11 protein-coding genes are annotated in these 12,956 nt (G+C 67.2%); 8 read left to right on the top strand and 3 right to left on the bottom strand.

Annotated features, from left to right (window positions below; genetic code table 11):
- Positions 1-6 precede the first annotated feature (6 nt).
- Positions 7-1,293, bottom strand: coding sequence for an aminotransferase class III-fold pyridoxal phosphate-dependent enzyme (locus tag P7B02_RS02150; RefSeq protein ID WP_277784655.1), 1,287 nt, complete (start codon positions 1,291-1,293; stop codon positions 7-9).
- Between the two features lie 78 nt (positions 1,294-1,371).
- On the opposite strand from P7B02_RS02150, the gene P7B02_RS02145 reads away from it, so the two are divergent.
- From P7B02_RS02145 to P7B02_RS02125, 5 genes are all read left to right on the top strand, one after another.
- The gene (locus tag P7B02_RS02145) at positions 1,372-2,310 is read left to right on the top strand and encodes a carbohydrate kinase family protein (protein WP_277784654.1); all 939 of its coding nucleotides are present in this window, start codon (positions 1,372-1,374) and stop codon (positions 2,308-2,310) included.
- A gap of 4 nt (positions 2,311-2,314) precedes the next feature.
- Positions 2,315-2,980 (top strand): class II aldolase/adducin family protein, encoded by a 666-nt coding sequence (locus P7B02_RS02140; protein ID WP_277784653.1) that lies wholly within the window; start codon positions 2,315-2,317, stop codon positions 2,978-2,980.
- Positions 2,977-4,119: an MFS transporter gene (locus tag P7B02_RS02135; RefSeq protein WP_277784652.1), complete on the top strand. Its 1,143-nt coding sequence runs from the start codon at positions 2,977-2,979 to the stop codon at positions 4,117-4,119. Before P7B02_RS02140 ends, P7B02_RS02135 begins: the two co-directional genes overlap by 4 nt.
- Before the next feature lie 140 nt (positions 4,120-4,259).
- The gene (locus P7B02_RS02130; RefSeq protein ID WP_277784651.1) at positions 4,260-4,541 is read left to right on the top strand and encodes a type II toxin-antitoxin system RelE/ParE family toxin; all 282 of its coding nucleotides are present in this window, start codon (positions 4,260-4,262) and stop codon (positions 4,539-4,541) included.
- A 37-nt stretch (positions 4,542-4,578) separates the two neighbouring features.
- Positions 4,579-4,890, top strand: a complete 312-nt coding sequence (locus P7B02_RS02125; RefSeq protein WP_277784650.1) for a HigA family addiction module antitoxin — start codon at positions 4,579-4,581, stop codon at positions 4,888-4,890.
- 425 nt (positions 4,891-5,315) lie between these two features.
- Here P7B02_RS02125 and P7B02_RS02120 read toward each other — a convergent pair whose 3' ends face one another.
- Positions 5,316-5,990: a TetR/AcrR family transcriptional regulator gene (locus P7B02_RS02120; RefSeq protein WP_277784649.1), complete on the bottom strand. Its 675-nt coding sequence runs from the start codon at positions 5,988-5,990 to the stop codon at positions 5,316-5,318.
- 61 nt (positions 5,991-6,051) lie between these two features.
- Complete coding sequence (locus P7B02_RS02115; RefSeq protein ID WP_277784648.1) at positions 6,052-8,301, bottom strand: TonB-dependent receptor; 2,250 nt, start codon at positions 8,299-8,301, stop codon at positions 6,052-6,054.
- Positions 8,302-8,545: 244 nt separating this feature from the next.
- On the opposite strand from P7B02_RS02115, the gene P7B02_RS02110 reads away from it, so the two are divergent.
- The 3 genes from P7B02_RS02110 to P7B02_RS02100 are packed head-to-tail and all read left to right on the top strand — an operon-like array spanning position 8,546 to position 12,920.
- Entirely contained in the window at positions 8,546-10,093 is a 1,548-nt protein-coding gene (locus P7B02_RS02110; RefSeq protein WP_277784647.1) for a N,N-dimethylformamidase beta subunit family domain-containing protein, read from the top strand.
- A complete protein-coding gene (locus P7B02_RS02105) occupies positions 10,090-11,499 on the top strand; it encodes an MFS transporter (protein ID WP_277784646.1) in 1,410 nt (469 codons plus the stop codon). Before P7B02_RS02110 ends, P7B02_RS02105 begins: the two co-directional genes overlap by 4 nt.
- A gap of 8 nt (positions 11,500-11,507) precedes the next feature.
- On the top strand, positions 11,508-12,920 hold the full coding sequence (locus P7B02_RS02100) for a coniferyl aldehyde dehydrogenase (protein WP_277784645.1): 1,413 nt from the start codon (positions 11,508-11,510) through the stop codon (positions 12,918-12,920).
- Positions 12,921-12,956: the final 36 nt, after the last annotated feature.

Below are 12,956 nucleotides of genomic sequence, written 5' to 3'. Positions count from 1 at the left end.
GAGCGCTCAGCCCTCCTGTTCGGCCATCACCTGATGCAGGAACTGCAGCTTGGCGACCGGCTCGAGCGGGCCGGCGGCCTTCAGCAGCTTGAACGCCTCGTCGCCGGCCTCGATGGCCAGATCGATGTCGGCCTCCGTCATGGCCGCGCAGATGAACATGTTGTGCCAGGGGTGGAAGTAGACGCCCCGCTTCAGCAGCTGCTCGTTCCAGAAGTAGCCCTTGGACAGTTCCGGGTCGTCCTCGAACATGATCAGCGGCAGCTCGGCCGGCCCCGTCTGGCGCAGGGCGAAGCCGTGGCGCGTCGCCGTCTCATCAAGGCCTTGGCGCAGGCGAAGGCCCAGCGCCCGGGTGCGTTCCAGATAGTCGGTCTCGCGGATCAGCCGCATCGTCTCCAGGGCCGCCGCCATGGGGGCGGTGGAGAACCAGAACGAACCGGTCACATAGATCATCGCCGCGGCGAAACGGGCCTTGTCCGAACCCAGCAAGGCCGAGATCGGATGACCGTTGGCGATGGCCTTGCCCCAGGTGGACAGGTCCGGCTGCACGCCCACGCGCGACCAGCTGCAGTCGCGCGCCAGGCGAAAGCCCGCCCGCACATCATCGACGATCAGCAGGGCGCCATGCTCGTCGCACAGCTCACGCGCGCGCTTGGCGTATTCGACGGTCGGGTCCTGCTGGTCGACAAAGGTGTCATGCTTGATCGGCGAAGCGAAAATGGCGGCCAGATCGTTGCCTGCGGCGCGGACGGCGGCCTCCAGGCTCTCCACGTCGTTGTACTCGTAGAAGATCTGGTTGGCCCGGTCGGAGGGGGCGACCCCGAACTTCAGAGGCGTGCACCAGGGCGCGGCGCCATGATAGGCGCCCTTGGCCAGGACGATGGTGTTCTTGCGCGTGTGATTGCGCGCAGTCATCAGCGCCATGGTCGTGGCGTCGGTGCCGTTCTTGCAGAACATCGCCCAGTCAGCGTGCGCCACCTGTCGTGTCATGGCCTCAGCCAGCTCGACCATCGCCTCGCCCGGACCGGTGAGGGTGTCGCCCTCCTTCATGCGCGCCACATAGGCGGCGTCGATGCTCTCGTGTCCGTAGCCGAAGAGGTTCGGTCCGTAGCCGCACAGGAAATCCACGTAGCGGTTGCCGTCCACGTCCCACAGGTGTGCGCCGTGGCCGCTCTTGAAGAACTGGGGATAGTCGTCGGGCAGCAGCATGACCGACTGATGGCCGTACATGCCGTTGGGGATCACCGCCATGGCCCGCTCGCGCAGCGCCCGATCCTTGCTGTTGGTCCAGCCCATGTCCGCATCTCCTGAAAAGTAGCTTTGACTACCATAGACCGGTCGCGCTATGAATCAAGCCGTGCGGGAGGAGATGGCATGACCAAGAGTCTGATGTGCGTGGGACTGACGACGCTGGACGTGACGGCGCGCGCCATAGACGCCCTGCCTGAGAAGGAAGGGACGGTTCTCGTCGAGGGCATCGCGGTCAATCCGGCCGGCACCGCGGCCGGGGCGGCCTTGATCGCTGCGCGCCTTGGGCTTGAGGTCTCGCTGCTCGGCGCGGTGGGCGATGATTTCACCGGCCGCTGCGTGCAGATGGGCCTGCGTGAGGGGAATGTCTCCCTCGATCATCTGGCGGTCCTGCCCGGCTTTCCGACCTCGACCACGGTGCTGGCGGTGGACAGCCAGGGCCGTCGCCCCAACTTCCACGCCCTGGGCGCGGGCCTCTTCGCAGAAGTCGACGATGCGGCGCTCAAGGCTGCCGGCGAGAGCCGGTTCGTCCACTATGGCGGCATCGGCGGCCCCAAGCTTGACGGCGGGGAAGGCGCGCGCCTGCTCAAGGCGGCCAAGGCGGGTGGCGCCCTTGTCACCCTCGATCTGATCTCGCCGCAGCCCACCGCGCTGCAGGAGCTGGAGCAGCTGGCGCCCTATGTGGACTTCCTGCTGCCCAGCGCGGAGGAAGCCCGCTTCCTGACCGGGCAGGACGATCTCGCCGCCGCCGCCGAAGCGTTGTCTCGCCTCGGGCCGCGCGGCGTCTTCATCAAGGACGGGCCGCGCGGGGTCGTGGCCCATCTGGACGGCGTGTCGACCCGAATTTCCGCTCACGACATCCGGCCCGTGGACACCACCAGCTGCGGCGACGCCTTCTGCGCGGCCTTCATCCGGGGGCTGGCCGAGGCGATGACGCCCCTGGACGCCGCGCGCTTCGCCGTGGCCGCCGCCGCCCTGGTCGCCCAGGGCCTTGGGGTCTTCGGAGCCTTGCGCGACTTCGATACGGTCGTGCGCGCCATGCATGACCTGCCCTTGAAGGACTGACCTGATGGACGCCACTGAAGCGGCCCTGCGCGAGAAGATGGTCGAGGTGATGCTCGCCATGGACGCCCGCGGCCTCAATCGCGGCACCTCGGGCAACATCAGCGCCCGTCTGGGCGAAGGCGTGCTGGTCACGCCCAGCGGCGTGCCGCCTCACCGGTTGGTCCCCGAGCAGATGGTCTTCATCGATGCGGGGGGGAACATCCCCGAAGGGCAGGCCAGGCCGTCCAGCGAGTGGCGGATGCACCATTCCATCCTCGAGCTGCGGCCCGACGCCGGCGCCGTGGTTCACTGCCATTCGCGCCACGCCACCATCCTGGCCTGCGCCGGGCATGAAATCCCGCCCCTTCACTACATGGTCGCCGTCAGCGGCGGCCCGCGCGTGCCGGTGGCGCCCTACGCCACCTTCGGATCCGAGGAGCTGGCAAAGGGCGTGGTCGAGGCCCTCGCCGGACGGCGCGCCGCCCTGATGGCCAATCACGGTCAGATCGCCCTGGGCCCGGACCTCGATCTGGCCCTGCTGGTGGCCGAGGAGATCGAGGAGCAGGCGGCGGTCTATTGGGGCTGCCTGGCCATCGGGGGCCCCAAGCTGCTCGACGACGCCCAGATGGGCCAGATCGCCCGGGCCTTCGCGCGATACGGACAAAAGCCTCAAGCCGGGAAGACCTCATGACCACGAGCGGCGAAGCCGAGGCGGGCTCGCCGCCCAGCCTCATTCTCTTCACGGTGGGGGTTGTGGCGATCCTCATCGCCGGGCTTCAGCCGGTCGTTCTGGGTGCGCTCGAGCACGAGGGGCGTCTGACCCTCTCCCAGATCGGTGTGGCCGCCATGGTGGAGCTGCTGGCCATCGGCGTGGCCTGCGGCCTGGCGGCGGCGTTCCTGCCGACCCGCCGGATGCGTCTCGTGCTCAGTCTGGCGGCCATCGCCCACGCGGCGGTCAATCTGGCTTGCATCCCTGCCGTCGGCGGCGGCCTGATCGCTTTGCGTGGTTTGACCGGAGCCCTGGCCGGTCTGATGCTGTGGTCCTGCGTGGCGATGATCGCCCGCTCCCGGCGGCCTGAACGGCTGGCGGGCGCCTTCGTCACCGTCCAGACCCTCGCCCAACTCGCGGTGGCGGCCATCCTGCCGCTCACCGCCATGGCGCTCGCCGGTGCGGCTGGCGGTTTCGCCAGTCTGGCCTTCCTGTCGATCCTGACCGCGGCCATCGTCTGGCGCGGGCCGGACGCCCTGACGGCGCTGGCCCATGCGGACAAGACCACCGGCGGCCTGCCGAAGGCGGCGTGGGCGGGTCTGGCCGCCGCCTTCCTGCAGATGGCCTTCAATGTCTCGCTGTTCGTCTATCTGGAGCCGCTGGCGGACCATGCCGGAATGCCCGCCGGCATGGCGGGCCTGGCGACGGCGACCATTCTCGCCGCCCAAGTGGTCGGCGGGTTCGCCGCCATCGCCGCCGGCGGACGCCTCGGCGCCGCTCCAGCCCTGATCCTGGCTATGACGGCCGGTCTTGCGTCCCTGGCCGCGCTCTGGGCGGCGCCTGCGGCCGGGGTGTTCATCGCGGCGGCCGCGATCTACGGCTTTGCGTGGCTGTTCAGCCTGCCCTTCCATACCGCCCTGCTGATCGACCTTGATCCGAGCCGGCGCGGCGCCATGCAGCTCGGCGCCGCTCAGTTGCTGGGCAGCGCCTTTGGCCCGCTGGCGGCCTCCGTGCTCGTGGAGAGCGAGGGCATCGCGGGGGTGGCGATCTTCGCCGCTGCGGCCATCGGCTTTTCCATGGCCATCGTGGCCGCCACACGGCGCAGGCCCGTTGAAGCCTGACGCTTCGCGAGCGGGCGCGCCTGGACCTTGAAAGGCCCGGGCTTGATGGTCGCCTCCGATGTTGTGGCGCATCGCGCTACGCTAACTTGCGTGCTGTAGCGTGGCTCGCTACATTGGTGTCGTCATCCTGGGGCGCGCAGATGATACGCAATTGGAAAAGCCATGCGGCCAAGGAGGTGTTTGAAGGGCGCGCTCCGAAGGGCTTTCCTTCAGACCTCGTCAAGAAGACCCGTCGCCTCCTGGCGCAGTTGAATGCGGTGACGGCCGTTGAACAATTGCGGCATCCGCCGGGCAACCGGCTGCATGCTCTTAGCGGCGACTTGGCCGGCAAATGGTCACTGAGCGTCAACGACCAGTTTCGGATCGTCTTTGTGTGGGGTCCCGAAGGCCCCCAGGACGTTTGGTTTGGTGACTACCACTAGCACTCGGCTTACGCCGACCGCTGAAGGGAGAATGGTGATGGCCACGTTCGACAACGACTTTGTCTCGCCCCTGCCGCATCCGGGAGAAATCCTCCGCGAGGACTTCATGGCGCCGTTGGGGATGTCCGCCGGAGCCTTGGCCAAGGCCATGGGCCTAAAGGACCGCACGCGCATCGAGCGTCTCACGCGTGAAGCTCAGCCCGTCACGCCAGATACAGCGCTTCGACTGGAGCGCGTCTTTCGCATGGACGCGCAGTTTTGGATGAACCTGCAGGCGCAGCATGATCTTTCGAAGGCGCTCATTGAAAAGCGCGAGGAACTCGGAGCGATCGAAGCTCTCGTGGCCTAGCGTCTTCTCGGCCGGACCCCGGGGGCGGCAATTTCTCCTCGCGTTCCTTCAACTGTGACTGAAGGGGAGTTAGCCGTCATGATGGGTTGGATTACGATCATGCACCACCGGTCGGCGACAACCGCGGGCGGAGGGCTGGCATGCGGGTGTCCAATTGAAAGGATAGTGGTGTCCAATTGAAAGACTGTGGGCGTCCAACCGAAAGTTCGCCAACGTCCAATTGAAAGCGCCATCACGAGCGGCTGGGGTTATGGCGTAATCCTGGCAGCGCTTGTTCGCCAGGGCGCAGCAAAGCCATGGGCCGGGCCCCGCTGCCACTCATGATCGAGGGGGGCCATGGCGGCGCTGCGCCAAAGGGCGACGTATCGATCATCCCCGTCGCCGCCCTTGAAAAGGCAGGCGCATGGCGTGCCTGTGAGCCGGCGTCAGGCCTTGAACCGCCTCGCGTCGAAGTGGGCGTAGTAGAGGCTGATCATGCGGCAGACCTCCTCGTTGATGCGCGCTTCCTCGGTCGAGGGCTCTTCGAGCGCCATCTCCGTGGCGGCGTACATCAGCTCGGTCGACAGCCGCGTGGCGGCCATCAGCTCCTCCACCGACGCGCCCGGATAGAGAGACTGCATGTGTACGGCCAGGTGCCGCGCCACGCGATCGCGGGAGTTGACGCGGATCTCGTGCAGCAGCGGTACAGCCCGCATGGCGCGCAGGATCCAGACGCCGCCGGGCGCCTCGCGCGTGATCTGGTTGACCCGGGTCTGAACCGCCAGGTTCTTGGCCACCGCCTCCTCCAGGGTCCGCGCCTCCAGTCCGCCCTCGGCGATCCAGGCGAAGACCGCCTCGTCCTGGGCGTCCATGAGCCGACGGCCCAGCTCGCTGAGGATGGCGTATTTGTTGGGGAAGTACCGATAGAGAGCCGGCGGCGTCAGGCCGGCGCGCTGACAGACCATGTTGGTCGACAGCCGCTCGAAACCCACCTCCGCCAGGAGCGCTCCGGCGGTGGCCAGGACCGTCTCGAACGTCGCGCGGGCGCGCGCTTGGGTCGGGGCGAGCTTCGGATCGAGCGGCGTGTCTTGCGATGTCTGCGCCGGCCGTCGCTTGGCCATGCTCGTCTCCTCGGCGCCGGGGCGCGTGTCGGCGGGGCGCCAGGCCCCGCCGTTCAGTTCGTCAGTAGCTATAGCGCAGGAAAACGCCAAGGCTGCGCGGGCGGTTGTAGGTCAGAAGATCGACGCCCAGGCTGTCGATGTTTGAGATCGAGACGAACCAGTTCTCGTCGAACAGGTTGCGGGCGAAGACGCCGGCCTCCAGGCCGCCGCTCGGCGCGCGCCAGCTGACCTGGGCCCCGGCCACCCAGACGCCGTCCTGGGACAGGCGTTCGGCGTTGGAGTTGTCGAAGTAGATCTTCGACGAATAGGTGGCGTCCAAGTGGGTGACGATTTCGCCGGCCGAACCCAGGGGCAGGATGTGGTTGGCGGCCAGGTTCAAGGTCGCCTTGGGCGCCTGCGGCAGACGGTTGCCGGTGTAGTCCTGGCCCTCGGAGATGAAGTCGCCGTATTCGGCGTCGAGCAGGGACAGGCCCGCGTCGAGTTGCAGGTTGGCCGTCGGCCGGGCCGTCAGTTCGAACTCGGCGCCCCAAACTTTCGAGCTGGCGGCGTTGTCCAGAACCAGCACCGTCAGGCCGTTGCGCAGCGCCTGGGCGAAGACCTGCTGGTCCTGGTAATCGTAGTAGAAGCCCGAGGCGTTGAAGCGCAGGCGGCGATCGAAGAACTCGCCCTTGAGGCCGATCTCGAAGGCGTCGAGCTTTTCGTTGTCATAGGGCTCCAGCTCCGTGGGCGTGGTCGCCAGGCCGCCGAAGAAGCCGCCGCTTTTGAAGCCGCGGTTGTACGTCGCGTAGACATTGACATCGTCGGTGAGCGCGTAGCGGGCGCCCAGCCGGCCCGACCAGGCCGAGAAGGTCTTGTCCTGCTTCGACGTCAGGATCGTCGCCAAGCCGTTCTCGATTTCGCTGCGATAGTCGAACCTCTTGTCATCGGCCGAATAGCGCAGGCCGGCGGTCACCGTCAGGCGCTCGGTGAGGCTGTAGTCGGCCTGGCCGAAGAGCGCGTAGCTCTTGGTCTTCTGCGTATAGGGGTAGCCGAAGATCGCGACGCTGTCGTCGGGGCTGATCCCCAGCGGGTTCTCCGGCGACTGGAAGAACGGGCGATAGTCGCGCAGGACATCCTGGATGCTGTTGTCGCGGATCGTCTCGTCCATGTAGAAGCCGCCGAGCACCCATTTCAGCGCCGCCGACGGATCGTCGGACTGCAGACGCAGCTCCTGGGTGAAGGCCTTGGCGCGGGCGCGGTAGTTGATCTCGATCATCTGCGCCGGGCTGGAGTCGGTGTTCTCCAGCGCGTTGCGGTTGGCGTGCTGAAACGCGGTGACGGAGACCAGCGCCACCGAGCCCAGGTCCCAGTCGATCTGGGTCGAGGCGTTCCAGGTGTCGACCCGGTCCTTGCCCTCCTGGTTGTAGTCGCCGGCGCGGATGTCTTTGTCGGTGTCCGCATAGCCCATCAGGTCGGTGCAGGCGCCGCTGGCATAGGCGCCGGGCATGCACAGGCCGTTGGGTCCGGTCACCGCCGCGCTTGAAGGGAACAGGGCGCGGTGCTGGGGCGCGGTCGCGTCGCCGCGGTTGGAGAAGCGCTCGAACTTGCCCAGCACCTCGATGTCTTCGGTGGGGGTGAACAGCAGCGACAGTCGGCCGGCCCAGTACTTGGTGGCGTTGACGTCGTCTCCGGTGACCCGGTTGAAGGTGTATCCGTTGTCCTCGACCATCTGGCCCGCCAGACGGAAGGCCAGCTTGTCCTCGACCAGGGGGCCGCCGACGCCGCCCTGCAGATTGACCGCTTCATAGGTGGCGTATTCGGCGCGTGCATCGCCCGTCCAGGTGAAGGTCGGGCGCCTGGTGGTCACGTTGATCGCGCCGCCGTTGGTGTTGCGGCCGTAGAGCGTGCCTTGCGGGCCGCGCAGCACCTCCACCTGGCCCAGATCGTAGAAGCCCGCCATCTGAGCCAGCGGCGAGCCGACGAAGACGCCGTCCACATAGACGCCGACGCCGCTGGAGGCGTTGGGATTGAAATCCGACAGGCCCACGCCGCGGATGAAGATCTTCGGATTGGCCGCCGCGTCGCCGGCGCTGACCCGCAGGCCCGGGGCGACGTTGTTGAGGCCCATGACATTGGTCACGCCCTGGTTCTGAAGCGCTTGGGAGGTGATGGCGGTCACCGAGACCGGCACGTCCTGAAGGTTTTCCGATCGCTTCTGAGCGGTGACGACGATCTCTTCGATGGCGAAGCCGGCGGTCGACGGCTCTGTCTGTGCGGCGGCGGCTCCGGCGATCGAAACGGCGGCTGCGGTGGCGAACCAAAACGCTTTCATCAGTCACTCCCCCTACGGCTGAGCACTTTCGCGCCGTGATGCGCGTGGCTCAGTTTATGATAGTCGCGACTATTCAATATCGAAGACTATGTTTGCAAGGGGCGTCTTTTGTCGCTTTTTGCGCGTCAACGGAGCGGCGGCGCCCAATTCGCAGACTGACGTCGGCGGATTTGGGGTAGCGGTGGGGGCGGGCTTGCTCATACGATAATTCAAACTACCGTAGCGGGGTGGTGAGGGGAGACGCATGCCTGCATTCTATTCCGATCGTCTGAGCGCTCGTCCGGGGGAGGTCGTCGTCCTCTTCATCAGCGCCGAAGGTCCCTGCCGCCTTCAGGCCGTCCGGGTCGGAGCCGAGCGCGAAGAGGTGCTGGTTCTGGAGGGGATCGATTGTCGCCCGCAGCCCGTCCCCGCCGATGTCGACGCCAAGGGGTGCGGCTGGAGCGCCACGACCAGCTTCGTGGTCGGGGACGAGTGGACGAGCGGCTACTACGATCTTGTGCTCACCGACGGCGAGGGAGAGGTCGCTCGTCACTTTGTTTGCGTGCGCCCGCCGCGCGGCGGGCGCCGCGCCCGCGCCGCCCTGATCCTGGCGACCAACACCTATCACGCCTATAACTGGTGGGGCGGGGCCAACGCCTATTGCGACGTCACCAGCCTGATGACCGGCAAGAAGCCCTTCCCCGAGGCGATGGAAGGCGCGATCGGGGTGCTGTCGGCGCAGCGTCCCTTCTCGCCGCTCATCGTCGGCGCTCCGGAAGGCGCGCCGCGTCTGGTCAATATGAGGAAGCGCGGCTTCGAGGAGCCGCCCTTCGCCTCGGACATGGCCTGGATGGTGGCCAACCGCGCCTCGCCCTACGACGGCTCGGCCGGCTTCCTGCACAAATGGGAGCACGCCTTCGCCGCCTGGGCCGAGGCCGAAGGCTACGCCCTCGACTATCACACCGACTATGATCTCGACGTCGAAGATGATGTGCTCGAAGGCTACGCCTGCGCGCTCTTCGTCGGCCACAGCGAGTACTGGTCGGGCAAGGAGCGCGATCAGGTCGAGCGGTTCGTTGACGCTGGCGGCGGCCTGGCGATCTTGTCGGGCAACACCTGCTTTTGGAAGGTGCGGTGGGACGACGACGGCAAGACCTATGTCTGCAAGAAGTGGCGCGGGTTCGAGGACGAGGCCGATCGCGCTGACCCTCAGGCCGCCACCCATCTTTGGTCGCACCCCGCCTTCGAGCGGCCCGAGGCCCAACTGACGGGCCTGAGCTTCATCTTCGCCGGATACCATCGCCTGGGTCTTTGCGTGGCGCGCGGGCAGGGCGGCTTCACCGTCTATGACGACCGCCATTGGGCGCTGGAGGGATCCGACCTCTTCTATGGGGACGTCATCGGCGGCGACCTGCCGCTGATCGGTTACGAGAGCGACGGCTGCCGCTTCCAGTTCGCGGACGACGGCCTGCCGCGCGCCACCCCCCTACTGGGGGTGCCGAAGGACCTGCAGATCATCGGTCTTGCGCCCTGCGCCTTCGGCGAGGAGGCGGGGCGCGGCTATATGCCGATCATCCCGCCCGAGAAGCTCGACGTCATCGCCAAGATCGCCTTCGACGACGACAGCCCCGAGGCCCAGGCCAAGGTGCTGCGCGGCCACGCCGCCCTGGCCAGCTTCAGGCGGGGCGCGGGCGAAGTCTTCAACAGCGGCACCACCGAATGGGCCCACGGTCTGGCCGCCGACGATCCCTTCGTGAAGGTCATCACCCGCAACGTCCTGCGCCGCTTCGGCGTCGAGCCGACTAAGTCATGAGCCGCCCCAGCGCACGATCGCCGCTGTCGCTCAGCGCCTGGAGCTGGGCCTTCTATCAAGGGGCGCGCGACCCCTACATCATCCTGATCGGCACCTACGTCTTCATCCCCTACTTCGCCACCGCCGTGGTCGGCGATCCGGTCAAGGGGCAGTCGACCGTGGCGGCCTATCACCTGCTGTCCAGCCTGATCGTGGCCTTCACCGCGCCCTTTCTCGGCGCGGCGGTCGATCAGATGGGCGCGCGGCGTCCCTGGCTGGCGGGCCTGAGCCTGGCGGCGGTCCCTCTGATCGCGGCGCTTTGGCTGGTGACGCCGGCCGGCGGCGCAGGACTTGGAGTCGGCGCAGCCTTCCTGCTTCTGCTGGCGATCTCCATCCTGCTCTCCTACGGCGACGTATTCTACAACGCCATGCTTATGGGGGCGGCCAAGCCGCAAGAACAGGCGCGCGCCTCGGGCCTGGCCCTGTCTTTGGGAAATGGGATTTCGATCATCCTGCTGCTGGCGGTGCTGGCCGCCTTCGTTCTGCCGGGCACGCCGGGGCTCAGCTTCCTTCCGGCGCAACCCCTGTTCGGCCTTGAGCGCGCGGCTCATGAGCCGGACCGCATCGTCGGTCCGATCGTTGCGGTGGTCTTCCTTATCGGCGCTTTGCCTGTTCTGCTTTTCGCCAAGGACGCCCCTTCGACGGGGATGGGTTTGCCTCGCGCCTTTGTCGCCGGCGCGCGCCATCTGATCGGCCTGCTGCGTGGGGCCAGGGCGCCGAGGGACGTGGTGATCTATCTGGCTGCGCGGATGCTCTATATCGACGGCAAGATGGCCCTGCTGGTCTTTGGAGGAGTCTATGCGGCCGGGGTCATGGGCTGGGGCGTCACCGAGCTTTTGATCCTTGGCGTCGTCTCCTGCGTCAGCGGCGTGGCCGGCGGTGTTCTCGGCGGCTGGCTTGATGATCGCATGGGGCCGCGGGAGGCCTTCAAGCTGGAGATCGTCGTCACTGTTCTGGCGCTCCTGGCCCAGATCACCACCTCGCCGACCAGATTGCTCCTCTTCTTTGCCGCCGACGAGCAGGCAAGACTTTGGGGTGGTCTCTTCGGCACGGCGCCGGAGGTGCTTTATCTGGCGGCGGCTTTTGTCCTGTCGGTGTTCGGCACCGCGTCCTGGGCGTCCTCGCGCACCTTGATGGTGCGGTTGACCCCGCCGGGGGAGGCCGGCGCCTTCTTCGGACTCTTCGCCCTGTCGCAGACCGCCACCATGTGGCTCGGACCGCTGCTGGTGGACGGCTTCACCCGCGCCTTCAAAAGCCAGCAGGCCGGGTTCGCTCCCGTCGCGGGCCTGATGCTCGCCGGGCTCGTTCTGCTCTACTTCGTTCGTGGCGGCGGCCGGTCGGACGCCTCCTCCTCGACGCCAGCCTGACCGGTCCGATGAAAGCCCTGCTTGCACGCCAGAAGGCGGCGCACTTGCGCGACGGCGCGCCCAGCGCCCAGGTGCGGGTCGAGCGGATCGAGCGCTGCATCGCCCTGCTGGTCGATCATCGGCGCGAGATCGAGGATGCGGCCAACGAGGACTTCGGCGCCCGCTCGCCGGACGTGACCGCCTTCACTGATGTCGCCGCCTCCATCGGGGCGCTCAAACATGCCAAGGCGAACCTGGCCAAATGGATGCGCCCCCAGAAGCGCAAGACCACGCCGGCGATCCTGGGTCTGTTCGGCGCCAGGGCCGAATTGGTGTTCCAGCCCAAGGGAGTGGTGGGGATCATCAGCCCCTGGAACTTCCCGGTGAACCTGACCTTCACGCCCTTGGCCGGAGTGCTGGCGGCCGGCAACCGGGCCCTAATCAAGCCGTCGGAGCACACGCCTGCAACCTCGGCCCTGATGGCCCGGATGTTCGGCTCGGCCTTCTCCGAAGAGGAGATCGCCGTGGTGGTGGGCGGGCCTGAAATCGGCGAGGCCTTCACCCGCCTGGCCTTCGACCACCTGCTGTTCACCGGCGCCACGAGCATCGGCCGCCATGTGATGCGGGCGGCCGCCGAGAACCTGGTCCCCGTCACCCTGGAGCTGGGCGGCAAGAGCCCGGTGATCCTCAGCCGTTCGGCCGACATGGCCACGGCGGCGGCCCGGGTGATGAACGGCAAGACCCTCAACGCCGGCCAGATCTGCCTGGCCCCCGACTATGTGCTGGCTCCCCGGGACAAGCTGGAAAGCTTCGTGGACGAAGCCGCCAAGTCGGTGGAGCGGATGTTCCCCACGATCCGCGACAACCCCGACTACACCGCCGTGGTCTCCCAGCGGCACCATGACCGCCTCCAGGGCTATCTGGACGAGGCCCGGGCCAGCGGCGCCCGCGTCATCGAGATCAACCCCGCCGGCGAGACCCTCGCCCAGCAGGAGCATCGCAAGATCGCCCCCACCCTGGTCATCGACCCCAGCGACGACCTGAAGATCATGCGCGAGGAGATCTTCGGCCCGATCCTGCCCATCAAGACCTATGAGCGGATCGACGAGGCGGTGGACTACATCAACGCCCACGACCGGCCGCTCGGGCTCTACTGGTTCGGGACCGACACTGCAGAGCGGGACAAGGTGCTGTCGCGCACCACCTCGGGCGGGGTGACGGTCAATGACGTGATCATGCACGTGGCCCAGGAGGAGCTGCCGTTCGGCGGCGTCGGCCCCGCCGGCATGGGCGGCTATCACGGCGAGGACGGCTTTCGCGAGTTCAGCCACAAGAAGGCGGTGTTCACCCAAATACCTAAGGACATCGGCCCGCTGAAGATGCTGCGTCCACCCTATGGCATGGGCATGCGCAAGTACGTCGACGGGCAGATCAGGCGCTAGGCGGCATACTGGGCGCAGAGGCCCGCCGCATTTACC

Source organism: Caulobacter segnis (genome assembly GCF_029543125.1).
Taxonomy (GTDB): Bacteria; Pseudomonadota; Alphaproteobacteria; order Caulobacterales; family Caulobacteraceae; genus Caulobacter; species Caulobacter segnis_D.
The sequence above is the reverse complement of the archived record's forward strand: the minus strand, read 5'-3'. Positions and strand labels throughout refer to the sequence as shown.

Excerpts from the sequence above, each read along its gene's own strand:
- P7B02_RS02150 (WP_277784655.1), bottom strand. The coding sequence starts at position 1,293 with ATGGGCTGGACCAACAGCAAGGATCGGGCGCTGCGCGAGCGGGCCATG.
- P7B02_RS02145 (WP_277784654.1), top strand. The coding sequence starts at position 1,372 with ATGACCAAGAGTCTGATGTGCGTGGGACTGACGACGCTGGACGTGACG.
- P7B02_RS02140 (WP_277784653.1), top strand. The coding sequence starts at position 2,315 with ATGGACGCCACTGAAGCGGCCCTGCGCGAGAAGATGGTCGAGGTGATG.
- P7B02_RS02135 (WP_277784652.1), top strand. The coding sequence starts at position 2,977 with ATGACCACGAGCGGCGAAGCCGAGGCGGGCTCGCCGCCCAGCCTCATT.
- P7B02_RS02130 (WP_277784651.1), top strand. The coding sequence starts at position 4,260 with ATGATACGCAATTGGAAAAGCCATGCGGCCAAGGAGGTGTTTGAAGGG.
- P7B02_RS02125 (WP_277784650.1), top strand. The coding sequence starts at position 4,579 with ATGGCCACGTTCGACAACGACTTTGTCTCGCCCCTGCCGCATCCGGGA.
- P7B02_RS02120 (WP_277784649.1), bottom strand. The coding sequence starts at position 5,990 with ATGGCCAAGCGACGGCCGGCGCAGACATCGCAAGACACGCCGCTCGAT.
- P7B02_RS02115 (WP_277784648.1), bottom strand. The coding sequence starts at position 8,301 with ATGAAAGCGTTTTGGTTCGCCACCGCAGCCGCCGTTTCGATCGCCGGA.
- P7B02_RS02110 (WP_277784647.1), top strand. The coding sequence starts at position 8,546 with ATGCCTGCATTCTATTCCGATCGTCTGAGCGCTCGTCCGGGGGAGGTC.
- P7B02_RS02105 (WP_277784646.1), top strand. The coding sequence starts at position 10,090 with ATGAGCCGCCCCAGCGCACGATCGCCGCTGTCGCTCAGCGCCTGGAGC.
- P7B02_RS02100 (WP_277784645.1), top strand. The coding sequence starts at position 11,508 with ATGAAAGCCCTGCTTGCACGCCAGAAGGCGGCGCACTTGCGCGACGGC.